This is a genomic window from Cobetia sp. cqz5-12 (assembly GCF_016495405.1).
Lineage (GTDB): Bacteria > Pseudomonadota > Gammaproteobacteria > Pseudomonadales > Halomonadaceae > Cobetia.
On record NZ_CP044522.1, the window covers coordinates 1,916,595 to 1,939,708 of the forward strand.

At 61.1% G+C, this 23,114-nt stretch carries 20 protein-coding genes; 10 read left to right on the plus strand and 10 right to left on the minus strand.

Annotated features, from left to right (window positions below; all coding sequences use genetic code 11):
• Positions 1 to 106 precede the first annotated feature (106 nt).
• Positions 107 to 1,708 (minus strand): Na+/H+ antiporter NhaC family protein, encoded by a 1,602-nt coding sequence (locus F8A90_RS08195; RefSeq protein ID WP_200019708.1) that lies wholly within the window; start codon positions 1,706 to 1,708, stop codon positions 107 to 109.
• 507 nt (positions 1,709 to 2,215) lie between these two features.
• On the opposite strand from F8A90_RS08195, the gene F8A90_RS08200 reads away from it, so the two are divergent.
• The 3 genes from F8A90_RS08200 to F8A90_RS08210 all read left to right on the plus strand — a co-directional run bounded on the left by F8A90_RS08200 (position 2,216) and on the right by F8A90_RS08210 (position 5,815).
• The gene (locus F8A90_RS08200) at positions 2,216 to 3,667 is read left to right on the plus strand and encodes an alanine/glycine:cation symporter family protein (protein WP_200019709.1); all 1,452 of its coding nucleotides are present in this window, start codon (positions 2,216 to 2,218) and stop codon (positions 3,665 to 3,667) included.
• 353 nt (positions 3,668 to 4,020) lie between these two features.
• On the plus strand, positions 4,021 to 4,686 hold the full coding sequence (locus tag F8A90_RS08205; protein ID WP_200019710.1) for a 7-cyano-7-deazaguanine/7-aminomethyl-7-deazaguanine transporter: 666 nt from the start codon (positions 4,021 to 4,023) through the stop codon (positions 4,684 to 4,686).
• Positions 4,687 to 4,789: 103 nt separating this feature from the next.
• Complete coding sequence (locus F8A90_RS08210; RefSeq protein WP_200019711.1) at positions 4,790 to 5,815, plus strand: ParA family protein; 1,026 nt, start codon at positions 4,790 to 4,792, stop codon at positions 5,813 to 5,815.
• Between the two features lie 181 nt (positions 5,816 to 5,996).
• Here the strand turns inward: F8A90_RS08210 and F8A90_RS08215 are convergent, their stop codons facing one another.
• Positions 5,997 to 6,821 carry an inositol monophosphatase family protein gene (locus F8A90_RS08215; protein WP_200019712.1) on the minus strand — a complete coding sequence of 275 codons (825 nt, stop codon included), beginning with the start codon at positions 6,819 to 6,821 and terminating at the stop codon, positions 5,997 to 5,999.
• Positions 6,822 to 7,265: 444 nt separating this feature from the next.
• Here F8A90_RS08215 and F8A90_RS08220 point away from each other — a divergent pair, with 444 nt between their 5' ends.
• Entirely contained in the window at positions 7,266 to 8,549 is a 1,284-nt protein-coding gene (locus F8A90_RS08220; protein WP_233593606.1) for a pyridoxal-phosphate-dependent aminotransferase family protein, read from the plus strand.
• Positions 8,546 to 9,874 carry an allantoate amidohydrolase gene (locus tag F8A90_RS08225; protein WP_200019713.1) on the plus strand — a complete coding sequence of 443 codons (1,329 nt, stop codon included), beginning with the start codon at positions 8,546 to 8,548 and terminating at the stop codon, positions 9,872 to 9,874. The genes F8A90_RS08220 and F8A90_RS08225 overlap by 4 nt, the downstream gene beginning before the upstream one ends.
• A gap of 77 nt (positions 9,875 to 9,951) precedes the next feature.
• Here F8A90_RS08225 and uraD read toward each other — a convergent pair whose 3' ends face one another.
• A complete protein-coding gene (gene uraD, locus F8A90_RS08230) occupies positions 9,952 to 10,485 on the minus strand; it encodes a 2-oxo-4-hydroxy-4-carboxy-5-ureidoimidazoline decarboxylase (protein ID WP_200019714.1) in 534 nt (177 codons plus the stop codon).
• 421 nt (positions 10,486 to 10,906) lie between these two features.
• Between uraD and uraH the strand changes: the two genes are divergently transcribed.
• The 3 genes from uraH (at position 10,907) to F8A90_RS08245 (ending at position 14,812) form a co-directional block, all read left to right on the plus strand.
• Positions 10,907 to 11,260, plus strand: a complete 354-nt coding sequence (gene uraH, locus F8A90_RS08235) for a hydroxyisourate hydrolase (RefSeq protein WP_200019715.1) — start codon at positions 10,907 to 10,909, stop codon at positions 11,258 to 11,260.
• A 9-nt stretch (positions 11,261 to 11,269) separates the two neighbouring features.
• Positions 11,270 to 12,517, plus strand: a complete 1,248-nt coding sequence (locus F8A90_RS08240) for a urate hydroxylase PuuD (RefSeq protein ID WP_200019716.1) — start codon at positions 11,270 to 11,272, stop codon at positions 12,515 to 12,517.
• Between the two features lie 195 nt (positions 12,518 to 12,712).
• Complete coding sequence (locus F8A90_RS08245; RefSeq protein ID WP_200019717.1) at positions 12,713 to 14,812, plus strand: methyl-accepting chemotaxis protein; 2,100 nt, start codon at positions 12,713 to 12,715, stop codon at positions 14,810 to 14,812.
• A gap of 82 nt (positions 14,813 to 14,894) precedes the next feature.
• Here F8A90_RS08245 and F8A90_RS08250 read toward each other — a convergent pair whose 3' ends face one another.
• A complete protein-coding gene (locus tag F8A90_RS08250; protein ID WP_200019718.1) occupies positions 14,895 to 15,539 on the minus strand; it encodes a TetR/AcrR family transcriptional regulator in 645 nt (214 codons plus the stop codon).
• A gap of 227 nt (positions 15,540 to 15,766) precedes the next feature.
• Here F8A90_RS08250 and F8A90_RS08255 point away from each other — a divergent pair, with 227 nt between their 5' ends.
• Positions 15,767 to 17,863 (plus strand): NADH:flavin oxidoreductase, encoded by a 2,097-nt coding sequence (locus tag F8A90_RS08255; protein ID WP_200019719.1) that lies wholly within the window; start codon positions 15,767 to 15,769, stop codon positions 17,861 to 17,863.
• 57 nt (positions 17,864 to 17,920) lie between these two features.
• On the opposite strand, the gene sodX is transcribed toward F8A90_RS08255, so the two are convergent.
• The 5 genes from sodX to F8A90_RS08280 form a co-directional block, all read right to left on the minus strand.
• Entirely contained in the window at positions 17,921 to 18,217 is a 297-nt protein-coding gene (gene sodX, locus F8A90_RS08260; RefSeq protein ID WP_200019720.1) for a nickel-type superoxide dismutase maturation protease, read from the minus strand.
• A gap of 56 nt (positions 18,218 to 18,273) precedes the next feature.
• Entirely contained in the window at positions 18,274 to 18,774 is a 501-nt protein-coding gene (sodN, locus tag F8A90_RS08265) for a superoxide dismutase, Ni (protein ID WP_200019721.1), read from the minus strand.
• 2 nt (positions 18,775 to 18,776) lie between these two features.
• Complete coding sequence (locus F8A90_RS08270) at positions 18,777 to 18,986, minus strand: hypothetical protein (protein WP_200019722.1); 210 nt, start codon at positions 18,984 to 18,986, stop codon at positions 18,777 to 18,779.
• Between the two features lie 25 nt (positions 18,987 to 19,011).
• The gene (locus F8A90_RS08275) at positions 19,012 to 19,431 is read right to left on the minus strand and encodes a tetratricopeptide repeat protein (RefSeq protein WP_200019723.1); all 420 of its coding nucleotides are present in this window, start codon (positions 19,429 to 19,431) and stop codon (positions 19,012 to 19,014) included.
• A gap of 212 nt (positions 19,432 to 19,643) precedes the next feature.
• Positions 19,644 to 20,336, minus strand: coding sequence for a hypothetical protein (locus tag F8A90_RS08280; RefSeq protein WP_200019724.1), 693 nt, complete (start codon positions 20,334 to 20,336; stop codon positions 19,644 to 19,646).
• A gap of 730 nt (positions 20,337 to 21,066) precedes the next feature.
• Here F8A90_RS08280 and F8A90_RS08285 point away from each other — a divergent pair.
• Positions 21,067 to 21,726, plus strand: a complete 660-nt coding sequence (locus tag F8A90_RS08285; RefSeq protein WP_233593607.1) for an NADPH-dependent FMN reductase — start codon at positions 21,067 to 21,069, stop codon at positions 21,724 to 21,726.
• A gap of 117 nt (positions 21,727 to 21,843) precedes the next feature.
• Here the strand turns inward: F8A90_RS08285 and F8A90_RS08290 are convergent, their stop codons facing one another.
• The gene (locus F8A90_RS08290; protein WP_200019725.1) at positions 21,844 to 22,902 is read right to left on the minus strand and encodes a type II asparaginase; all 1,059 of its coding nucleotides are present in this window, start codon (positions 22,900 to 22,902) and stop codon (positions 21,844 to 21,846) included.
• Positions 22,903 to 23,114: the final 212 nt, after the last annotated feature.

The following is a 23,114-nucleotide window of genomic DNA, read 5'->3' on the forward strand; positions in this document are numbered from 1 at the left end:
CAGTGATATCGCGGCCCCATTACGCGGCTCGCGCTGCTCCAATAATGAAAAAGCCCCCGCCATGAGATGGCGGGGGCTTTTTTTCAGCAAGGTGGCATTTATTGCATCAGGTGCGTGCCACGACCGGATTGGCCATCTCGCGGCGTGCAAGCCAGGCAATGCTGATGACCAGCAGGCCCGCCAGGCTCAACCAGCCGAACAGGGTGCTGTCGGTCAGGCCCATCACCAGGTAGGCGATCAACGAGATCGCGGCACCCAGCAGGGCGTAGGGCAGCTGGGTCATCACGTGATCGATGTGATGGCAGCTGGCACCCGTCGAGGACAGAATGGTGGTGTCGGAAATCGGCGAGCAGTGATCCCCGAACACGGAACCGGCCAGCACCGCGCCCATCATCGGCAGCATCATGGCGAGCTCGGTGGCGGCCGCCATGTCACCGGCGATGGGCAGCATGATGCCGAAGGTGCCCCAGCTGGTGCCGGTGGCAAAGGCCATCAGGCCGGAGAGCACGAACAGCAGCATCGGCAGCCAGGTCGGAGACACGACGCCCTCGACCAGCGTGGCCAGGTACTGGCCGGTTCCCAGAGAGCCGATGATGCCGGTCAGCAACCAGGCGAAGACGAGGATGTAGACGGCCGGCAGCATGGAACTGGCGCCTTGGGCGATGGCGCTGAGACTGCGACCAGCGCCCATGCGATGCCGCAGCAGCATCGCTACCGCGGCCAGCAGGCCGATGGCGCCGCCGATGATCAGCGACTTGGCGACATCCGTCAGCTCGAAGGCGCGAATCAGGCCGAAGGCCTCGCCCTCGGCGGCCAGTGCGCTGGCACCGGTCTGCACGATCATGAAGAAGGTCGCGATGACCAGCACGATGATCGGGATCAGCAGGTCCATGGGACGGCCACGCTCGGACTCTTCCACATGGGTGTTGCCCGGCGGGTTGCCGCGCTTGGCATCGAAAAGCTCACCGTCGCGCGCCGCGATGGCATGGCGGCGCATGGCGCCGAAGTTGATGTCGAACCAGGCCGAAGCGATCACCAGCACCAGCGCCGCAATCGCGTAGTAGTTGAGGGCGGACAGCTCGAGGAAGGCACCGAACGGACTGACATCCGTGATGTGATGCGTTGCCAGGATACCGGCGATCAGGCTGATGATGTAGGCACCCCAGCTGGAGATCGGCGTCAGCACGCAGACGGGCGCGGCGGTGGAATCGATCAGATAGGCCAGGCGCGCGCGCGACAGTCCCTGACGATCGGTCAGCGGACGGCAGATGTTGCCTACGGCCAGGCTATTGAAATAATCATCGATGAAGATGAATACCCCCAGCAGCACGGTCATCAGCTGCGAGCCACGGCGTGTAGTGACTCGCGCCCGCGCCCAGTTGCCGAAGGCACGGGTGCCACCTGCCAGAGTGATCACGCCGACCATGGCACCCAATGCCAGAAGGAACAGCAGGATATAGACATTCCAGCTATTGAGGCTGGCTTCGGCCAGCTGACCGCTGTCCGGCATCTCGATGAAGACGGCAACCAGCTGCTGCCAGAGATAGTGCAGCGTGACGAGTGGCGAGAAATCATTCAGCAGCAGGGCGCCTGACACGATACCCAGCCCGAGGGAGAGCATGACACGACGTGTCAGTATTGCGAGACCGATGGCTATGATCGGGGCGAGCAGCGAAAGCGGGGACGCCGCGTAGCTGGTCAGTTCCATGTATCACCTGTAATCAAAGGCAGGCGCCGGGACAAAGCGCGCTACCGGGTGCCGTTATGGCGGTTATGGTGCGTGGGTGTCAGGGAGTTGCACCGCCTGATCGCAGCGCACACTCACGGGATCGCCGTTGCGCAACGGCAATCGATGAGTCGCGAGCATGCGCCCGACAAGTCCTGAGCCGCCACTGGCAGGCGGCGACTTCCGGAAGGGGGCGCATTATGCCCGAGCCAAACAAGACGTGAAACATTCCCGTGTTCATCTAAAGTCTAGGTCGCAGTGAAAAACACCGCCATTACGCTATTTTTCCCCTAGAATTCGGGCGTAGAAGACCGCTTTACAGTGGGCTCTTCTTGCTTATCCCCGTGGGATATGAAGAATGGCGCTCACCAAAGCATGTCGAGCAACCCGATCGTAGTGGTTGCTCGCTGTCAGTCGCAGGAAAGTCATGGGCTTTCCGTTGCTCTGCCAGCGTCGACAAGACCAAAAACCCGCCAAAGCGAGACCGACATGTCGGAAACAACGTCCATCATTCCAGCGCCGATCCTGGCGTTGATCGATGCAGGCAATGGCCTGCTGTGGGGCAGTGTATTGATTTACCTGCTCATCGGAGCGGGTCTCTTCTTCACGGTCATGACCAAGGGTATCCAGTTCCGTTATTTCGGACACATGTGGAAGCTGCTGGCCACATCTCGTCAGGGCAGCGAAGGCGGCATCTCTTCCTTCCAGGCACTGGCCACCTCTCTGGCGGCGCGCGTCGGTACCGGTAACCTCGCCGGTGTCGCCGTGGCGATTTCCCTGGGTGGCCCGGGCGCCATCTTCTGGATGTGGATGACGGCGCTGGTCGGCATGTCCACCAGTTTCATCGAGTCCACTCTGGCGCAGGCCTACAAGGTCTCCCATGATGACAATACCTTCCGTGGTGGCCCGGCCTACTACATCGAGAAGGGCCTCGGTCAGCGCTGGATGGCGATCCTGTTCTCCGTGTGTCTGATCATCGCCTTCGGTCTGGCCTTCAACTCCGTGCAGTCCAACTCCATCGCGCTGGCCATGGAGCAGGCCTTCAGCGTGCCGCCGTGGATCATGGGTGTGGTGCTGGTCGTGGTCATGGTGCCGATCATCTTCGGTGGCATGAAGCGCATCACGCGTACCGCCGAGCTGATCGTGCCGATCATGGCGCTGCTCTATCTGCTGCTGGCCATCTTCGTCGTGGCCATCAACATCACCGAGCTTCCGGCGGCGTTGGGTACCATCTTCCGCAGTGCCTTCGGTCTTGAGCAGGCCGCGGGTGGCGCGCTGGGTTACACCATCGCCCAGGCGATGATGAACGGCATCAAGCGGGGTCTGTTCTCCAACGAAGCGGGTATGGGTTCCGCCCCGAACGCCGCCGCGATGGCGACCACCAAGCACCCGGCGTCTCAGGGCTTCGTCCAGATGCTGGGCGTGTTCATCGACACCCTGGTCATCTGTACCGCGACCGCAGCCATCATCATCATGAGCGGCACCCTGGGCAACGATGGCGGCAATGACGGCATCCAGATCACTCAGGCGGCGCTGTCCTCACAGGTCGGTAGCTGGGGTGGCGGCTTCGTGGCGATCGCCATTCTGCTGTTCGCCTTCACCTCCTTGGTGGCCAACTACTCCTATGGTGAGTCCAATATCGAGTACATCTCAGGCAAGAAGAACGCCAAGGCCGTCATCATGGTCTACCGCTTCGCCGTCCTCGGCATGGTCATGCTCGGTGCTGTCGCCAGCCTGAAGAACATCTGGAACTTCGCGGACCTGTCGATGGGTGCGATGGCCTTGATCAACCTGATCGCCATCCTGCTGCTGTCGCCGCTGGCCTTCCGTATCTTCAAGGATTACGACCGTCAGCATAAGGCCGGCAAGGAACCGACCTTTGATCCGGAGCAGTTCCCGGAGCTGAAGGGCAAGGTCGATGCCAGCATCTGGAAGAAGTGACTCTGATACTCGCTTTCATTGCATCGCTTTCTTTGCAACGTAAGGGGTGCCAAGGGAGACAGACGGCCTGACCCTCTGGCCAGATTTTACCCGCAGGTACCTGTCAATGGCCGCGCATCGTGATACGATGCGCGGCCATTTTGCGTTCTGACGACGTGCAAGCCTCCTTGCGGTTGTCAGTGGAGCATGTCGGCTGCCGCTTGCCAGTAGCGCTCAATCGCTTGCGCCAAGGCGTCAGCGGCCGAAGGCCGGTCGATGGCAGCGATGTCAGAATGAACGATGCAAACCTCAACACGCTCGTGACAGGGTTCCCTCACCCCTGGACGACGGCTTTGATCCAAAAAGGACCTGCAATGCTACTCCTCTCGTCTGCCCAGACGCAGCGCGCACTCGTCGCCCTGGCCCTGTTTCACATCCTCATCATCACCGCCAGCAATTACCTGGTACAGTTGCCGATGACCCTGTTCGGCTTCCATACCACCTGGGGCGCCTTCAGTTTCCCGTTCATCTTCCTGGCAACGGATCTGACGGTGCGTCTGTTCGGCAAGTATCAGGCGCGGCGCATCATTGCGCTGGTCATGCTGCCGGCGTTGCTGGTCAGCTACATGGTGTCGGTGATGTTTCAGGCGGGCAGCTTTGCAGGGGTAGAAGCACTGGCTGACTTCAACCTGTTCGTGGCACGTATCGCGCTGGCAAGCTTCATTGCCTACGTGATCGGCCAGTTGCTCGACATCCAGGTATTCGATCGTCTGCGTCGCAATGCCCACTGGTGGATCGCGCCGCTGGCGTCGACCTTGTTCGGCAATCTCGCTGACACCTTTGCCTTCTTCTCGGTGGCGTTCCGCAATGGGCCTGATGCCTTCATGGCGGCTCACTGGGTCGAGATCGCCTGGGTGGATTACGCGATCAAGCTGGCCATCTCGATATTGCTGTTCCTGCCGATGTACGGATTGTTGCTCAATCGCCTCACGAACCAGTTGCTCAAGCGCGGCCTGGTCGATGAGCGAGAGCCTGTCTGACATAAAACTGTCATATCATTTTCTCTCGTTTCGCCGTTGTCAGTCAGGGACACGGCACCGGATTGTGCTAACGTTGCACCATCTGGAATGACGGGAGGGAGCCATGAAAATCGCTGCGGTGTACAGCATCAAAGGGGGCGTGGGCAAGACCGCTTCTGCCATCAATCTGGCGCATTGTGCCGCCAACAGTGGCCTGCGTGTGTTGCTGTGGGATCTTGATCCGCAGGCCGCTGCGACCTTTTATGTGCGTACCAAGCCCAAGCTGAAGGGCGGGGTCGAGAAGCTGATCAGCGGCAAGCAGGACATGTCCCGCGTCATCCGTTCCACGGATTATCAGAACCTAGATGTCCTGCCGGCGGAATTCTCCTACCGCAACCTCGACCACATTCTCGAGGAAGAGAAGCGTACCCGACTGCGCAAGGTCCTCAAGCCGGTTCGCGATGACTACGACCTCGTCATCCTCGATTGCCCGCCGAGCATTTCCAGTCTTTCCGAGCAGGTCTTCGCCTCTGCCGATACCCTGCTGGTGCCGATCATTCCCACGGTTCTGTCGCTGCGTACCCTTGAGCAATTGAACGCCTATCTGGCCGAGATCGATCTCGATGTGCCCGTCTGGCCGTTCTTCACTCTGGTGGATCGCCGCAAGACATTGCACAAGGATGTGATGGAATCGCTCAAGCAGGATTATCCGCTGCAGCTCAGTGGCTGTATCCCGTATTCCAGCGTGGTAGAGCGCATGGGAATCGAGCGCAAACCCATCGGAACTTTTTCGCGCAACAGCTCACCGGCCGTCAGCTATCGCAGCCTGTGGCAGGAAATCGGCCAGCGCCTGAGCCTGCTCAAGGAGCCGACGGTGGCGTCGGCGCCAGTCGCCGGCAAGGCCGCTGAGACTGGATCAACCGACACCGCCGCTGCCGCCCCTCAAGGTGCTGCCACCGGCAAGGCCAGCGTCAAAGGGAAGGCGGCCAGCAAGCCAGCAGCCAAGTCTGCCAGCAAGAAAGCGGCCGGCGCTGACAAGAAGGCGGCGAGCAAGGACTCTGCCAGCAAAGATGCCAGCAAAGACACCAGCAAAGACACCAGCAAGTCGGCCGCCAAGGGCAAGAAGAAGGGCGGCAATCTGGGTGATTGATGCCGAGAGCTTGCCAGCCAGAAACACAAGAGCCCCGCCAATTGGCGGGGCTCTTGTGTATTGCAGCGGCAGTTTGTAACTAAAGTCAGGTCATGAAAGACATGTCCTGAAAGTCAGGTCATCACAGCCGTATCTCTAAAGTCTTCTACCCAGCACTTCAGCACTTTACCAAGTGCCTCCCCTACAGCCCCGGCAGCCCTGAACTGGCATCGGCTTCCTCCAGCAGGCGCTTGAGCGGGGCATGCAAGGCCGGTGAGGCCACCACGATATTCTCGCCATAAAGCTCATCGGGAATGCCGTCCGGACAGCGATACAGATGACCCGTGCGTGCGCCGGCTTCACGCGCGATCAGAAGGCCTGCCGCAAAATCCCAGGGGGAAACGCTTTCGTAATAGGCATCCAGTCGTCCGCACGCCACATCACAGAGGTCCAGCGCGGCACTGCCGTTGCGGCGCACATCCTGACAGACCAGCAGCATCGCCGAGAGACGCTTGAGAAGCGGCGGGCGGCTGTCGCGGTTGTAGGGGAAGCCGGTCGCGACCAGCGCGCGGCTCATCTCATCGGTCTCGCTGACCGAGATGCTCTCGCCGTTGAGCCAGGCCCCCTTGCCGCGGATGGCGGTGAAGGTCTCGCCGAGGAAGGGCGCATGCACGACTCCCATCTGGATCTTGCCGCGCTCGCACCAGGCAATGGATACGGCGACATGGCGCAGGCCATGGGCAAAATTGACGGTACCGTCGATGGGGTCGATCACCCACAGACCGCCCTTGGTACCGATCACGTCCCGCTCGGGCGACAGCTCTTCGGTAAGGCGCGCATCCTCGGGAAATTCGGCTTCGAGCGCTTCCGCCAGGAAGGTGTCGATCGCCACGTCGATGTCGGTGACCAGCTCATCGCCTTTCTTGTAATGGTGCGCGAAACCCTGTTTCTCGCGCGCTTGCACCATGCGTTCACCAGCCTGTTTGGCCAGTTCCGTTGCTCGTTCCAGGCGTTGTTCCAGCGTCATGTGGCTCTCCGGCAGCGATGATCAGGTCGGATGAGGCAACCCTCACTCATCCGATGCCTCCTTGTATAACAGACTCATGTGGCGAGTTCAGCCTCGGGCAGTGAGCGGCGGCGCATGAAACAGGTAATGAAAGCGTCGATCCAGCTCATTCATGCCCCGTCATGGTGCCTGGCAGGCAAGGCATGCACTGTCAGGGCGACACCGAGCAGTGTGGTCAGCAATCTTATAGCGTTATCTTGTGGTTATGCTGTCTTGCACCAGGTGGCGTTCTGTCACTCGAGGCGCACGCCATGACAGGGCGGTGGCTCACGTCGAATACACCAGAAATTCAACATTTGTTTCATTCCTGAAATTCTGGCGCACTTGTTGCAGTAGTCTGGGCATGAGGCTCGGCGAGTTGGCGAGTCTTCCCGCATTCCATGCCCTGCTGCACGAGGAGCGACCGTGAGCCCGACCTTTGACCAGATTCATCCTCCCCAGCGCCTGCTGATGGGCCCCGGCCCGATCAATGCGGACCCGCGAGTGCTGCGTGCGCTTTCTGCTCCCTTGATCGGTCAGTACGACCCGGCGATGACGCATTACATGAACGAGACGATGCAGCTCTATCGCGGCGTCTTCGAGACCACCAATGATGCCACCCTGTTGATCGATGGCACCTCGCGTGCCGGCATCGAGGCGGTGCTGGTCTCGTTGATCCAGCCGAGGGAGCGTGTGCTGGTGCCGATCTTCGGCCGCTTCGGTCATCTGCTGCGTGAGATCGCCGAGCGCTGCGGTGCCGAGGTGCATACGCTGGAATGCGAGTGGGGCCAGGTATTCCGCCCGGAGCAGATCGAAGCCGCCATTCGCGACGTGAAGCCCAGTGTACTGGCGCTGGTGCAGGGTGATACCTCGACCACCATGTGCCAGCCGCTGGAAGACATCGGCGCCATCTGCCACCGCGAAGGCGTGCTGTTCTACAGCGATGCCACGGCCTCGCTGGCGGGCAATCCTCTCAAGACCGATGAGTGGGGGCTGGACGCCGTCACCGCCGGCTTGCAGAAATGTCTCGCCGGGCCATCAGGCAGCTCGCCGTTGACGCTGTCGCCGCGCGCAGTGGAGGTGGTGCATTCCCGTCGCCATGTCGAGGCAGGTATCAGCAGCGGGGCGGATCGACTGGCGGAGCCGGGCGCGCGCATACGCTCCAACTATTTCGATCTCTCCATGGTGCTCGATTACTGGGGTGAGCTGCGTCTCAATCACCACACCGAAGCCACCAGCATGCTGTATGGCGCACGTGAGTGTGCGCGCCTGCTGGTCAATGAAGGCATGGACAACGCCATCGCACGCCATGCGCTGCATGGCCAGGCGATGGTCGAGGGCTTGAAGGGACTGGGGCTTGTGCTGTTCGGCGACCAGGCTCACCGCATGAACAACGTCAGCGCGGTGATGATTCCCGACGGCCTGGATGGCGATGGCCTGCGCCGCAGCATGCTGGAGGATTTCGGCATCGAGATCGGCACCAGTTTCGGCCTGCTGCACGGCAAGGTCTGGCGTCTTGGCGTGATGGGCTACAACGCGCGTCGCGATACCGTGCTGACCACGCTGGCGGCGCTGGAACAGACTCTGCGCCGGGGGGGCGTCAAGACGGTGGTCGGCGGTGGCGTCGGCGCCGCGCTGGATTTCTATCAAGAGCAGCAGGGGCAGACGGCTAATGGCCACGCCGACCTCACCACGGGAGGCCAGCCATGAGCGATGCAGGATCCATGAGACCAGACGCCATCGCGCCGCTGGAAACGGCCGCCGATGTGCTGGCCGCCTGTGACACTCTGGCGGCGATCTCACGCAGCGATAGCGGGATCGACCGTCGCTATCTGACGCCTGAACACGCCGCCGCCAACGCCACCACGGCTGGCTGGCTCAAGGCTGCCGGTCTGCAAAGTTGGCAGGATGGCGCCGGCAATCTCTGGGGGCGCTGGTGCCCGGAAACGCTATCCAGTGAGCGTGAGGTGCCACGGCTGGTGATCGGTTCCCACCTGGACAGCGTGCCGGATGCCGGCCGTTATGACGGCATTCTCGGCGTCTTGCTGGGGGTCGCGGCGCTGACCCACTTCCGCCAGCGTGCCGAGGAGAGTGGGGGAAGCCGCTTGCCCTTCGCGCTGGAAGTGGTCGGTTTCGGCGATGAAGAGGGCACCCGCTTCGGAGCGACCCTGCTCGGTAGTCATGCCATCGCGGGTCGCTGGCAGCCAGGGTGGGAGATCGTGGAGGACGAGGACGGCATCTCGCTGGGGGATGCGCTCGAACGCTTCGGGCTCTCCGGACAGACGGCTGCCAGGGCCAGCCTGCAGGAGAACCCGCCGTTGGGCTATCTGGAAGTCCACATCGAACAGGGCCCTGTGCTGGAGGCCGAGAATCTGGCGCTGGGCACCGTGACGGGGATCGCTGGTGCGAGACGCTTCGCGGTCAACTTCGTCGGTCAGGCGGGGCATGCCGGCACCACGCCGATGGCACTGCGACAGGATGCACTATGTGCGGCGGCGGAGTGGACACTGGCGGTGGAAGCCCTGGCGCGTGATGTCCAGGCGGGCAGGCGCGCTGACATGGCGGACCACTCGCTGGTCGCGACCGTAGGCTGTTGCGAGCTGCGGCCCGGGGCGGTGAACGTGATTCCCGGTGGGGCGGCGCTGAGTCTGGATATCCGCGCGCTGGATGATGCGCAGCGGGACCGGGCGCTGGATGAACTCTTGAACGAGGCGCATCGAATCGCGGCGCGACGGGGCCTCACCTTCCACTGTGAGCAGACGCATGCAGCCGATGCCGTGGCCTGTGACGAGGGATTGATGCAGGCCGTCGATGCCGGCATCGCCGTCACCGGTCAGACGCCATTCCGGCTGCCGAGTGGCGCCGGGCATGACGCCATGGCAGTCAGCCATCTGTGCCCGGTGGGCATGCTGTTCCTGCGCTGTGAGCGCGGTATCAGCCACCACCCGCTGGAGGCGGTGACCGAAGACGATGTCGCCAAGGCCCTGGCGGCACTGATCGCCAGTATCGAGGCCGTGGCTGCCAAGTACGTGTAACACAGTGCGCATGAGATAGAACGGATAAGACAGTCACATGAGACACAACGCCTGTGCGGGCGCCACGGCGCTCGTCGCTAGCTGGCCTCGAGCAGACCCGGCAGGCGCACTGCAGCGATCGCATTTATCTGGGTCAGAGCCTCCTGGTATTCCACCTCGGTGGGTTGCGGCAGACGGCGCTCCAGTTCCTCGAGAATGCTTGAGGCGCTGTGGCCCTTGACGCAGATGATGAACGGAATGCCATGACGCGCCTGGTAGTCGGCATTGGCCGTCAGGAAGCGTTCACGGGTGGTGTCATCGAGTTGATCGAGCCCTGCGCCTCGTTGCTCGCCCTGCGAGGCGGGCGTCAGGGTCTCCAGCTTGCCGGCAGCCAGCTCAGGATGGGCCAGAATCAATTGGTGGCGCTCGGCATCACTGGCCTGGCGTACCGCATTGGCACAGGCCGTCAGCAGGACTTCCATGCTCGCGAATGGGCGCTCTGCCGCGGCGCGTTCCACCACCCAGTCCGAGTGCTCATAGAGACCACTCAAGCGTCGTGCCAGCGCCTCGGGGGGCAGGGCGTCGAGCGTGTCCAGCATCACCAGATAGTGCATCGGGGTCTCGATTGGCATGCGCCTTGCTCCAGGGAGGGGGATAGGTTTGAAAAGCTCACGGAATCATCAGCTTGCAAGGCGCATGCCGTCGCTGGCAACGCGCCTGACCAACGCTCGGTCACACGCTGCATCGTTGTACCAGCGGTTGACGTCACGGCTGTATTGCCCCTGACCTGCCTGACGGCACCGACAGGCGTCTGACATGGGGAGATACGGCTTGCACCTTGACCGATCGGTCAGAATGCAGCATTGCACTCATCGGGTGCAATACCACCAACCGCTGACGGTAGGGCTGAATAGACCAGACTAAAACCGGTCAGGTCAGATCAGGTCAGAAAAAGTGACACGGCCTTCTATCGTACAGCTTTCATTTGTACACGAGCTGGGCATACAGGGCTCAGCCGTACCCGCCACACCCACACAAGAACAGGAAATCGCCATGCCCAGACTGACGACGCATGTGCTCAACCAGGCCGAAGGCATCGCTGCCAGCGGTGTGCATATCACCCTGGAGCGCCAGGATGCGCAGGGTCACTTTCACGAGATCGCAGAGGTCACGACCAATACCGATGGGCGTCTCGATGCACCGCTGCTTGAGGAAAGCGACGCTTCCGCTGATCTCTCCGGCGTCTATCGTCTGACGTTTCAGGTAGGGGATTACTTTGCCAGCCGCGCGGTGGGCCGGGGCATGCTTGGCCGCGTGCCGGTCGAGTTCACGCTGGAGGCCAACGGCCATTATCACATTCCGCTGCTGGTCACTCCGTGGGCCTACAGCGTCTACCGCGGCAGCTAAGGAGCCGGCATGAGCGCATATCTTCTCGATTGGGCGATGTTGCTGACCCGCTGGCTGCATGTCATGGCAGGGATCGCCTGGATCGGCGCATCGTTCTTCTTCATCTGGCTCGACAATCGGCGACAGCCGGCCACTCATGCGGTCGATGGTCGCCCCGGTGGCGAGCTGTGGGCGGTGCACGGCGGTGGCCTCTACCATCTGTTTCGCCATGATGGGGTCAGCGAACGGCTACCCAGCGAGATTCACTGGTTCAAGTGGGAAGCCTACGTCACCTGGCTGTCCGGGATGGGGCTTTTCACGCTGATCTACCTGCTGCAGCCTCACGCCTACCTGATCGACCCGCGCGTGTTCGAGATGAGCGGCACCGTGGCCGTGTGCAGCGCTCTGGGCGTGCTCGTCGGTGGCTGGCTGGGCTACGAGGCGCTGTGCCGCAGTCCCTTCAAGCGCCATGCGGGGGCGCTGTTCGTCGCGGTCGGTGTGTGGCTGACGCTGGCGGCGTGGGGCGCGACCGAACTGTTCTCGGGCCGTGCCGCCTTCCTGCTGATGGGCGCACTGATGGGCAGCATCATGGCGGGCAACGTCTTCAATGTGATCATCCCGGGGCAGAAGGCGCTGCTGGCCGCCGCCCAGCGTGGGGAAACGCCGGACCCGATCCACGGCCAGCGCGCCAAGCAGCGTTCGGTGCACAACACCTTCATCACGCTGCCTGCGGTGCTGATGATGATCAGCAACCACTATCCGCTGCTGTATGCCAATGACTATCGCCTCGGCGTCATCCTGCTGTTACTGGTGACGGGCGGTCTGATCCGCATCGCCACGGTGGATCATCACAAGGGCGTCAAGCGCCTTTGGGTGCCCGTGGGGGCAGTGTTGGCGTTGATCGGCGTGATCCTGCTCTGCGCACCACGCTCACAGACAGCGCCCGCGACTGTTGAGACAAGTGCGCCCTCAGCATCTGTCACGTCCAGCAGCGCCGCTGGCAACGAAGCTCCGGGGGAGAATCAGGCCCTGCGAGACAAGGTCAGCCATATCGTCGAGCAACGCTGCGCCGGCTGTCACAGTGACACGCCGAACTTGATCGGCTTGACGGCTCCGGCAGCCGGCGTGGCCTTCAATGGCTGGGATGACATCCAGCGTCAGGCCATGCGTATCCATCAGCGCACGGTGGTCGACAAGAGCATGCCGCTGGCCAACATGACCCAGATGACGGATGCCGAACGCCAGCTGCTGGATGACTGGTGGCAGGCGACACCCTGAGGGGTAATGGATTAGGGGGCAATGGCCGAGAGAGTCATGAACGGGGGCGTACTGACCAGCGGCGCTCCAAGCCGCTGGTCAGAAGCAACTCGCAAGACCTCGTCAGCACCCACTCATCAGCAGGATCGCTACAGTTCTGAGTCCGGTGGCCGATAGACGTGATACTTCTCTCTTGGATCGGGGTATCGCGTAGTGATGACAACAAGAAAGCGTCTGGCCCGCGCCAGTGTCGGCAGCAAGCTCGCCTTGCTGGTATTGCTGTTGATGATGGCGGCCTTCACGGCGCTGGGCCTGGTGTTCTCGACGGCCAGCATGCATCAGGTGGAAGGCGAGACAGAACGCGCTCTCGCTCAGCAGCAGCAACAGATCACCAACACCATCGAGCTGTTCGATACCACCATGCAGTCCAGCGTGACGCGCATGCTCAATGCCTTCCTGGCGACCATTCCTGACAATTTCACGCTGATCGAGGACCGACGTCTGCCGATAGGCGAGCGCGATGCGCCGGCGCTGCTCAATGCCGGCTTCATGCTCAACAATCAATCCGGTTATCTGGCCGACTTTGCCAATCGCACCGGTGCGCCGGTCAGCTTCTTCGTGCGCGATGGTGAGGATTTCGTGCGCATTGCCACCACCCTCAAGACCGAAGATGGTTCAAGCCTGCTCGGGCTGACGCTGAGTGGTGGGGTCAAGGATGCGCTGAATGCCGGCCAGTCCTATACCGGCATGCTCTATCTGGCGGGCCGTCACTACATGACGCGCTATCGTCCGATCACCGACTTCAATGACAACCTCATCGGGGCCTCGTTCATCGGGGTGGATGTCGGCGAGCAGATCGATGAGCTGTATGCCACCATCACCAATATCCAGCTGCATGAGAAGGACTTCAGTCTGGTGGCGAGCACGGCGCCGGGCCAGCAGGGCAAGGTACTGACGACGGGTCAGTGGCAGGGCCGCTCGCTGATGGATTTCAAGAATGCGCAGGGTGAGCCGACCTTCGCGCCGCTCTTTGCTGCCGACAGCGGTCAGATCGATTACCGCCTGGCGGGCGAAGACAGCGATCGTATCACCAGCTTCCAGCACTATCCGGCCTGGGACTGGGTCGTGGCGACCACGATCGACAAGCAGGAAGTGACGGCGGGCATCACGCAGGTCCGCAATCAAGTCTTCGGACTGGCACTGCTGTTGGCGCTGGTCGTGGCCGGTATCCTCTACTTCCTCGAGCGTCGTCTGATCAGTCGTCCGCTGGATGCGCTGGTGTCACTGGCTCAGGCGCTGGCGCGGGGCGATCTGTCTCAGCGCATCACCAGTCAGCGTCAGGATGAGATCGGCAAGCTGACCGCGGCCATGAACAGCGTCGGCGAGGACCTGAGTCGCGTGGTGGGGCAGGTGCGGGGCACGACGGGGGCCGTCAATCAGGCCGCCGGCGAGATTGCCCAGGGCAACGAGGAGCTTTCGGCACGCACCGAGCAGTCAGCCTCCAGTCTGCAGGAAACCTCGGCCTCGATGGAGGAGATCACCACCACCGTGCAGCACAGTGCCGATTCCGCCCAGCAGGCCAGCCAGCTGGTCAATTCGACCTCCGAGCAGGCGCGCCGCGGCAATGACGACATGCGCAAGGCGCAGGCGAGCATGGAAGACATCAATCGTTCCGCCGAGCGCATCAGCGAGATCATCAGTCTGATCGATGGCATCGCCTTCCAGACTAACATCCTGGCGCTCAACGCCTCGGTGGAAGCGGCGCGGGCCGGTGAGCATGGGCGTGGCTTTGCGGTGGTCGCGCAGGAAGTGCGCACCCTGGCGACGCGCTCGAGCGATGCATCCCGCGAGATTCGCGGCCTGATCGACGAGTCGATCTCGCACACGCAGCAGGGCGTGGCGCAGGTGAAGGACGCCAGCCAGGCGATGGCCGAGATTCTCTCGAGTGTCGAGCGTGTCAATGACATGATCGCCGAGATCAGCGCCGGGGCGCGTGAGCAGAGTGCCGGTGTCGGCCAGGTGAATACCGCGGTCAGCGAGCTGGATGCGATGACGCAGCAGAACACTACGCTGGTCAATCAGGTCAGTGGCGCGGCCCGCAGCATGAGCGCTCAGGCTCAGGCACTGGAGCAGCTGATGGCAGGTTTCAAGGTGGCGGGCGCTCAGGACATGGCAAATTCAACAATGTCGCATCAGTCCATGTCGCACAGGAACACGCAGCCGAAGGCGGATGCCGAGCAGGCAGCTTTCCCGCCCCCGGCAAATGCCGCGCGCGGATCCCAGCGCCGTGAAGAGGAGGAGTGGGAAGCCTTCTGAGCGAGCTCTGCTCGAGGCTGAACCCTGAGTGCGGCCCTTCGCCAAGCCCTTGCCGACCGACGTCGGTGAGGGCTTTGTTGTTTCAGGCCGGATGTCGCGCCGCGAAGCGTGCCACCTCCTGGGGCTCGCAGCGCTCGCCGACGAAGACCTCGACATACTCGGCGACCCGGCTGATGCGCTCGCTGACGCTTTCCTGAGTGCGCATCGACAGGTAACCGATCTGGGTCAGATAGGTGGTGCGCGCCCGCACGTTGGCGAGTTGCTCGGGCTGGCCGTAGCGCATCAGCATGCGGGTCAGCGCCTGAATGCGTGCCTGATCGGCGCGGGCGACGGCAGCGGCAACTTCCCCGTTCTGAGAGGACCAGTTGCGGATCGCCAGCTCTAAGCGTGAATCGAACAGGGACGTATCCAGCCAGCAGTCGAAGACATTGAGCATGGCTTCCACCACCGTGGCGGCGTATTGCTCGCAGCGACCGATCAAGCCAGCGGTATTGTGAGCATCCCAGCGCGCCAGCAGCGCGCTGAGCAAGGCGTCGCGGTCCTTGAAGCTCCAGTAGAAGCTGGTGCGTGACAGCCCCAGCGTCTTGGCCAGTGTCAGGACGCGCACTGAATCCACGCCGCCCTGCAACAGTTGCTGATAGGCGGCTTCCAGCCAGTCTTCGGCCTTGCCGCGCCCGGCAGCCTGGGCGCCGTCACTTGCTGGAGGGACACTTGGGGACTCTGGCATGGGGGGTCTCCTGAAAGGCCGGGGATGCTGGGGATCATGTAAGGTCGATCGCGCTGACAGCATGAGCATGCTGTTTGCGACAACGACGAGTCTGGCTGCGTCAGCCGGGCGAGAACCGCGTGTTCACTGACGCATGGCCTGAAGCCTAGGACTATAGTCAGCGTATGTACACAGGTGTACTCAATAAAGACACCCCTGTTCTCGCTGTCTGCTCTTCAGGAGGCCACATGGCTCAGGACCCGCTGCTCACGCCGTTCACGCTCAAGCATCTGACCCTCAAGAATCGCTTGATGATGACCTCTCACGAGCCTGCCTATCCGGAAGATGGCATGCCCAAGGCGCGTTATCGCGCCTATCACGAGGAGCGTGCGCGCGCCGGCATCGCCTTGACCATGACGGCGGGCTCCGCCTCGGTGGCCAAGGACAGCCCGCCGGTGTTCAACAATATCCTTGCCTGGCGCGATGAGGTGGTGCCCTGGATGAGTGAGCTGACCGATGCCTGCCATGAGCACGGTACTGCGGTGATGATCCAGCTCACACACCTGGGGCGTCGGACGCGCTGGGACAAGGCCGACTGGTTGCCGGCGGTCTCGGCGTCCCATCGCCGTGAGGCGGCGCATCGGGCCTTTCCCAAGCGGGTCGAGGACTGGGACATCACACGCCTGATCCAGGACTACGCCGACGCCGCCGAGCGCATGCAGGCGGCCGGGCTCGATGGTATCGAGCTGCAGGCCTATGGCCATCTGATGGACCAGTTCTGGTCACCGCTGACCAATATCCTGGAGGGTCCCTACGGCGGCAGTCTCGAGAATCGACTGCGCTTCACCATGGAAGTGTTGAGCGCCATTCGCGCCCGGGTGGGCAAGGAGTTCATCGTCGGCGTTCGCTACACCGGGGATGAATGTCTGAGTGGCGGGCTGGATGCCAATGATGGTCTGGAAGTCTCGCGCCTGCTGCGCGATAGCGGTCAGGTCGATTTTCTCAATGTGGTACGCGGCCATATTGATACTGATGCGGGCCTTACCGATGTCATCCCGATCCAGGGCATGGCCAGTGCGCCGCACCTGGACTTCGCGGGACAGATTCGTGAGGCGATGGATTTCCCGACCTTCCACGGTGCCAAGATTCAGGACATCGCCACCGCACGCCATGCCATCGCCACCGGCAAGGTCGACATGGTCGGCATGACGCGTGCCCACATGGCGGACCCGCATATCGTGCGCAAGCTGTTGGCCGGCAAGGAAGAGGATATTCGCCCCTGTGTCGGGGCCAATTATTGTCTCGATCGCATCTATCAGGGTGGCTCCGCCTATTGCATCCACAACGCCGCCACCGGGCGGGAGCTGGAGCAACCGCATGACATCACGCCTGCCGAGGTCATCCGAAAGGTCGTGATCATCGGGGCGGGTCCGGCAGGGCTCGAGGCCGCACGTGTCGCCGGTGAACGTGGGCATCAGGTAGTAGTGCTGGAAGCCGCCGATCAACCCGGTGGCCAGATTCGCCTCACCGCGCAGAGCGGGCGGCGTCGCGAGATGATCGGCATCATCGATTGGCGAATCAGTCGCTGCGAGGCGCTCGGCGTCCAGATTCGCTACAACGTCTTCGCGGAAGCAGAGGATGTGCTGGCGGAACATCCCGATGTCGTCATCGTCGCCACCGGTGGCTATCCCGAGGAAGACATGCCGCAGGTCGGCAGCGAGCTGGTCGTCTCCAGCTGGGACATCCTCTCCGGCCATGTCACGCCTGGCCGCAACGTGCTGCTGTTTGATGACGCGGGAGACCACGCAGCACTCCAGGCCGCCGAGATGATCGCCAACAGCGGGGCCAGGCTCGAGATGATGACGCCAGACCGCACCTTCGCGCCGGAAATCATGGCCATGAATCTGGTGCCCTACATGCGCAGCCTGCAACGCCTTGCCGTCACTTTCACGCCGACCTATCGTCTCGGCAGTGTCACGCGCAGTGAGGAGGGCCAGCTGATCGCCCATATCGGCAGTGATTACCTGGATGACGCCGTAGCGCAGGGCAAGGGGACCGGCGCCTACGCGGATCAGCGAATCGTCGATCAGGTGGTCGTCAACTACGGTGCCCGCCCGATGGAAGATCTTTACTTCGAGCTGAAACCTTACTCGCGCAACGGCGGGGCAGTGGACTATGACGCCCTGATCGAAGGACTCGCCCAACCGGCGGACGGCCCAAGTCCTGAGCACACCGAGCGCGCAGCAGAGGGAAGCTTCCAGCTCTATCGCATCGGCGACGCCGTCGCGACCCGCAATACCCATGCGGCGATCTATGACGCGCTGAGGCTGATGAAGGTGGTGTGAGGGTGAGCAGAGAGATGGGATATCACAGGGGAGTCATGGCAAGTGGCAAAGAAAGGCTCACGGAGAGTCTTGAGAGAAGGTGTGGATTACCTGCCCCTTGACCAGGTGACAAGACAACAAGCCCATCTTTTCAGTCGAGGTACTGTCAGGATGGGTGCCTTCCAGCCATAGCATGCCGTCTGGCTGTATCGCGCGGATGCGCTTGATGATGCGGCCGTAGTGAGGGTGCTGTGCCACCACGATATCGCCGATGCGATAGCGCGATTTCCAGCGTTTCAGCGTCACGACGTAATCTCCCGGCGCAAGGCCGGGAGACATGCTGACACCATTGACACGGTAGAGTCCGATGGGCATCAGTTCACTCGTTATCCATTCGTTCGCACTTCCTGCTACACGTCATGAGACAACCATCAATCCAGCTTCGGATAGACGACGCTTTCAGACGGCGGATACGGGCAGGTGGCGGTAAAGGTGGTAAGCCCCTTGGTATCCCAGAACGCCGCGGCGAATTCATTGATGAGCGTCAGTAGCTTCTCACCCTTGTCGCGCTCGATGCCTTGTTTGCAGGCAGAACCGGCCAGCATGATGCTGTGCACCAGTGAATCGATATTTGGGTAGGCGTCACGCTGCGGCTGCTTGATGTAATCGCCCCAGATGATACGGATCTCGTGCTTGGCTTTCTCGGCGTGGCTTTCCTTCTGCTCCACCAGGCGTGCGAGCAATGCCTGATCTGACAGTGTCAGGCTGTCCTTCTGACCCAGCTCATTGATGAGGTCCATGAAACGAATCACGCTGAGTGCCGCGACCTGTGCAGCAGACGGGTCGTAGATCTTGCAGGGAATATCACAGTGCGCGGAAACTGCAGGGACTGATACCAGGCGGTCAATGCCGCGAAGCAGGGCGTGAATCATGCTCAATCCTCCTTTTGCTGAGTGTTCTGGCGCTTGTGACGCGACTGACGAATGACGAAGAACGCGGTACCGATGATGGCTGCGATGGCACCATAGAACAGGGTGTGAACGAGTGGGCTGCTCCAGTCACTGTGGTCATGTCCCGGGTGGGCCAGGGCCGTATTGGCGGCGGTCAGCAACAGCAGTCCGCTCGCGGTGAGGATTTTCTTCATGCCGTATCTCCTGTGAGGGTGAGAGTCAGTGATGAACCCGCGTCGGGGAGTATCCCGCGGGGTTCGCCTGGTGAGTCCGTCGCGCGGTAACGCCGAGCCATTGCACGGTGTTCATGATCTCCATACGTACCTGGCCGCTGCCGCGTAACAGGGCTTGTTGATGGGCATGGCAAAGACCCGGGGCGGAGAGCGCGTGGGATAGGCGCGCATGGGCAGCCTGAAGGGCGCGCATCGCTTGCGGATGTTGGCCCTGGGCGCGATAGAGCTCTGCCAGATTTTGGTAGCTCACGACCAGTGCCGCGACGCCGCCATCCGGGTCTGCTGAGGGCATCAGAAAGATGTCGGCAAAATGGCAGGCGCTGAGATAGTGCTGCTCTGCCATGGCGTAGTCGCCCTGTTCGAACAACACATTGCCTGCCTGTGTTTCACGCTTCCATTCGTCCATGAGGCCCTCCCGTGACTGGGTATCGTCTAAGTGAATCGCCATGATTATGATAATCATTATCATTCAATAGTGATGCAAAGCCTCAGCAACTGCAAGTGGGAATGACAAATGAGGGGGAAGGTAGCTTGGCCTCGTGGCATGCGCGCAAGATCAGACGTGAACTGTCAGTGCACAGACTGGCGGACGACGCGGTACTGGTGTGTCTTCTACGTTCAGACAGGTTGGCTTGCGATGCCTGGGCCCGGCGAGAACGAAGTAGCGTCTGGTGAGAGATCCGCTGACTGTGGCGCTTGTTCGGGCGCTGAATATCGCTGTTTCGCCGTGTGCATGATGGTCTCCATGCTGGCATACACCATGTAGAGATCTCCGAGGTGTCTGTCGGTCCGGAGCGTGGCATCGTGGATCGGCAGCAGGCCGAAACGCTTGAAGATCTTCATGTTGGCGCGTTTGCACAAGGCCAGAATGCCATCGCCTTCTCGAGATCTGACATGACGTGCTGCGGCTGCCATCAGCAGATTGCCGTGGGAAAAACGCTTGGCCTCCGGCGCCATCACCAGCCGACTGAACTCATAGATGGCGCCCTCCGGGATGGACACTGCATCGCTGTCATCGAAGAGTGTGCGCGACTCGAGACTACCGGGGGTGACGCGAATGCTGCCCAGTACCGTGTCAAGCTGGGTGTCCATCAGGCAGATATGCTGACTGTTGCTGTCGATCACATCATCGTGATCAGGGTGCTTCTTGAGGTAGGCCTTCGAGGCGCTGTGGTGGTCTTCACGTAGCGTGAGCACCTGGCGGAAGAGCGGGTGATTGCGACCAAAGAAAGACACTGTCTCGCGATGGGCTTGATGGGTGAAAGATGAGGTGAACTGCTGAATGACAGTAATGTCCTGAGTGTCCTGCATTCCCTTTCTGTCTCCTCGTGTCATGAGGTTGGTTAGTTTTCTCATGCTTTTGGGATGACAAAGCTAACACTTAATTAGTTTTAATGCATGTTTGTTGCAGCATCATGACGCGGGGCTGGATGTGGCGAAGATGGTGTAGACAGCAGGCTCGTCAGCGCGCTGATGAAATGAAGTCGACTTGGCGGATGATGTCTGTATGTGACGGTAACGTCGTTATAAGTGGCTTACATGACGCCAAAAGGGATGAAGTTGCGCTTTTCTACCTTGTTGCAGGCGGGCATGTGGTTGGCCTTGAGGCCTTTGGCTCCTCGAGGCATGAGAGTGGCATTGGCATGAGAAATGGTGGGGCTGCTGACGCAACATCAAATACTCTCCTGCGCTACCTTCGCAGGGAGTCATCAGCCGCCAATTGCAGATACTGTGGGTGACGTGCTTCATTGCCAGCAGGCCATGCCCCTTGCGAGTTTTGCAAAGGTGATGGCTCAGCAATCAATGAAGGAAGGGGAAAGAGTCAAAGCAGTCAGGCAGGACATTCATGGTAGGGAATGCATGGCTGGGAATGTATGGCTGAGAATGCATATTCATGATCTGTGTCAGGTGCATCACGAAGATTGATGCAGTGTCCTGCAACGTAGTGCATCGGTATTCAGAGTTCGGGATATGATGCAATGGAAGAGCGAATATCGAGCACAGGAATTCATTTCATGGGGCTCGCCACAAGGAGAGAACAATGGCGCTGAAGATTCTCGTCTTTCTGGGGTCGGTGCGAACCAGCACACCCCCTGCACCTGCACGTCTTGGGGAGAGGGTCGCCAGGTGCTGCGTCGCACAGCTCAAGGAAAGTGGCCATGAGGCGGTGTTGATCGATCCACTGGATTACGATCTGGCAGACCCCTTCAAGCCGCTGTTTTCCTATGCGCAGCGCAATGCCCCCCAGGACTTGCTCAATCTCGCCCAGCAAATCGAAGCGGCGGATGGTTACGTCATGGTCAGCCCCGAGTACAACCATTCCATGAGTCCGGCGTTGGCCAATCTGCTGAATCACTTCGGCAGCTCGCTTTACTCCTATAAGCCCTCGGTGATCGCGACCTATTCCGCAGGTCAGTGGGGTGGGGTACGCGCAGCGGTCAACATGCGCACCTTCTTGTCGGAGCTGGGCTGCCTGCCGGTCTCGGCGATGATTCATGTTCCCAGAGCGCAGGAAGTGCTCAACGAGGATGGCGGCTACTCCGAGGGGCACGATGCACGGGAATGGGCTGGCTATCTCGAGCGCGCCTTCGAACAACTTGCCTGGTGGGCGAATGCCGCCAGGCGTTATCACGAGAGCGAAGAGGGTGAGAAGCGCCCCGGCGCCTTCACCCGCAGCCCCTCGCAGCGCAATGCGCCTTGAAGAAGTGTTGGCGTTTCACGCCTCGACAAATAGGTGATGCAGCAAAAAGGGACTGCCTGGGCAGTCCCTTTTTGCATTGAGGGTCAGTCACATCTCGTCATGCCACTGACTGCCGGCTCACTCGAAGTAGCTACGTACCTTGTCCATGTCATCGGTTTCCGTCAGCGCCAGCGAGAGCAGAATGCGCGCTTTCTGAGGGTTGAGTGCACCGCTGCCGATGCCTTCTTCCTTGGCCGTCACGATGCCATTGCCGGTACGGGTGCTGCGCACGACCGGGATGCCATCCGCCATCGCCTGCTTGACCAGCGGCTTGACGGTGTCCGGAATCGAACCATTGCCGCTTCCGGCGATCACGATGCCCTTGGCTCCATTGTCGAGGGCGGCGGTGAACAGCGCCGGGTCCATGTCCTGGTGGGCGTAGATGATATCGACCTTCGGCAGTCCATCGAGGGATGTCACATCGAAGTGAGGTTTGTCGGTGGGTGTCGCCGGAGTGTAATAGAAGTGCGGCTTGCCACTGATGAAGGCACCCAGATAGCCCTGCTCGGTCGCCTTGAAGGTGTCCATCATGATGGCATTGGTCTTGGTGGTGTAATACGCCGAGCCGATACGGTCATTCAGCACGATCATCGCCCCACGACCCTCTGCGCCCTCATCGGCGGCCAGGGTGACCGCCTCCAGCAGATTGAAGGGGCCATCGGCGCTGATGGCTGTCGCTGGACGCATGGCGCCCACCATTACCACCGGCTTGTCACTGTTGACGGTGAGATCCAGGAAAAAGCCGGTCTCCTCCAGCGTGTCGGTGCCGTGGGTGATGACCACGCCGTGGGTGGTGTCCGTCGCAAGTTCTTCATTGATCGCCTTTGACAGCTTGAGCAGGATTTCCTGATCGATGTTGCTGCTGCCGGTATTGGCGATCTGTTCACCGGTCACCTCGGCGACATCAGCCAGCTCCGGCACGGCATCCAGCAGCGCCTGCACGCCGATGCTGCCGGATTTGTAATTGGTGGTGTCTGTGGAAGAGGCTGAGCTACCCGCAATGGTGCCGCCGGTGGCATAGATCTTCACCCCCGGGTGGTCCGCGGCGTTGGCCTGGATGCCATAGGCCAGAGAGCAGGCGGCGATCGAGATGGCAGCTACAAGGCGGCGGGGAGTCATGAAGGAAGCTGTTGTCATTGTGGTGAGTCGCTCTGTCGTTGTTATGAGTGCAGATGAAGGTCGTGTCGCAGTCTTTTCATTGTTTATGGATAAGGAATATCTAAACTAAGGGTGCCAGTTCTCCTTGTCATTCTGTGTGGCGATTGATGCTCAGCATGGGGTCGCGGTAGGAGTCAGGCGGAAGGCTTCATCCCCCACGAAATAAGCAAGAAGCCGGCCAGTTCTTGATA

Excerpts from the sequence above, each read along its gene's own strand:
- F8A90_RS08215 (WP_200019712.1), bottom strand. The coding sequence starts at position 6,821 with ATGACGCTGGAACAACGCCTGGAACGAGCAACGGAACTGGCCAAACAG.
- sodX (WP_200019720.1), bottom strand. The coding sequence starts at position 18,217 with ATGCCCATCGGACTCTACCGTGTCAATGGTGTCAGCATGTCTCCCGGC.
- F8A90_RS08205 (WP_200019710.1), top strand. The coding sequence starts at position 4,021 with ATGCTACTCCTCTCGTCTGCCCAGACGCAGCGCGCACTCGTCGCCCTG.
- uraD (WP_200019714.1), bottom strand. The coding sequence starts at position 10,485 with ATGCCAATCGAGACCCCGATGCACTATCTGGTGATGCTGGACACGCTC.
- F8A90_RS08290 (WP_200019725.1), bottom strand. The coding sequence starts at position 22,902 with ATGACAACAGCTTCCTTCATGACTCCCCGCCGCCTTGTAGCTGCCATC.
- F8A90_RS08225 (WP_200019713.1), top strand. The coding sequence starts at position 8,546 with ATGAGCGATGCAGGATCCATGAGACCAGACGCCATCGCGCCGCTGGAA.
- F8A90_RS08270 (WP_200019722.1), bottom strand. The coding sequence starts at position 18,986 with ATGAAGAAAATCCTCACCGCGAGCGGACTGCTGTTGCTGACCGCCGCC.
- uraH (WP_200019715.1), top strand. The coding sequence starts at position 10,907 with ATGCCCAGACTGACGACGCATGTGCTCAACCAGGCCGAAGGCATCGCT.
- F8A90_RS08210 (WP_200019711.1), top strand. The coding sequence starts at position 4,790 with ATGAAAATCGCTGCGGTGTACAGCATCAAAGGGGGCGTGGGCAAGACC.
- F8A90_RS08195 (WP_200019708.1), bottom strand. The coding sequence starts at position 1,708 with ATGGAACTGACCAGCTACGCGGCGTCCCCGCTTTCGCTGCTCGCCCCG.
- F8A90_RS08200 (WP_200019709.1), top strand. The coding sequence starts at position 2,216 with ATGTCGGAAACAACGTCCATCATTCCAGCGCCGATCCTGGCGTTGATC.
- F8A90_RS08255 (WP_200019719.1), top strand. The coding sequence starts at position 15,767 with ATGGCTCAGGACCCGCTGCTCACGCCGTTCACGCTCAAGCATCTGACC.
- F8A90_RS08285 (WP_233593607.1), top strand. The coding sequence starts at position 21,067 with ATGGCGCTGAAGATTCTCGTCTTTCTGGGGTCGGTGCGAACCAGCACA.
- F8A90_RS08240 (WP_200019716.1), top strand. The coding sequence starts at position 11,270 with ATGAGCGCATATCTTCTCGATTGGGCGATGTTGCTGACCCGCTGGCTG.
- F8A90_RS08250 (WP_200019718.1), bottom strand. The coding sequence starts at position 15,539 with ATGCCAGAGTCCCCAAGTGTCCCTCCAGCAAGTGACGGCGCCCAGGCT.
- sodN (WP_200019721.1), bottom strand. The coding sequence starts at position 18,774 with ATGATTCACGCCCTGCTTCGCGGCATTGACCGCCTGGTATCAGTCCCT.
- F8A90_RS08275 (WP_200019723.1), bottom strand. The coding sequence starts at position 19,431 with ATGGACGAATGGAAGCGTGAAACACAGGCAGGCAATGTGTTGTTCGAA.
- F8A90_RS08245 (WP_200019717.1), top strand. The coding sequence starts at position 12,713 with ATGACAACAAGAAAGCGTCTGGCCCGCGCCAGTGTCGGCAGCAAGCTC.
- F8A90_RS08280 (WP_200019724.1), bottom strand. The coding sequence starts at position 20,336 with ATGCAGGACACTCAGGACATTACTGTCATTCAGCAGTTCACCTCATCT.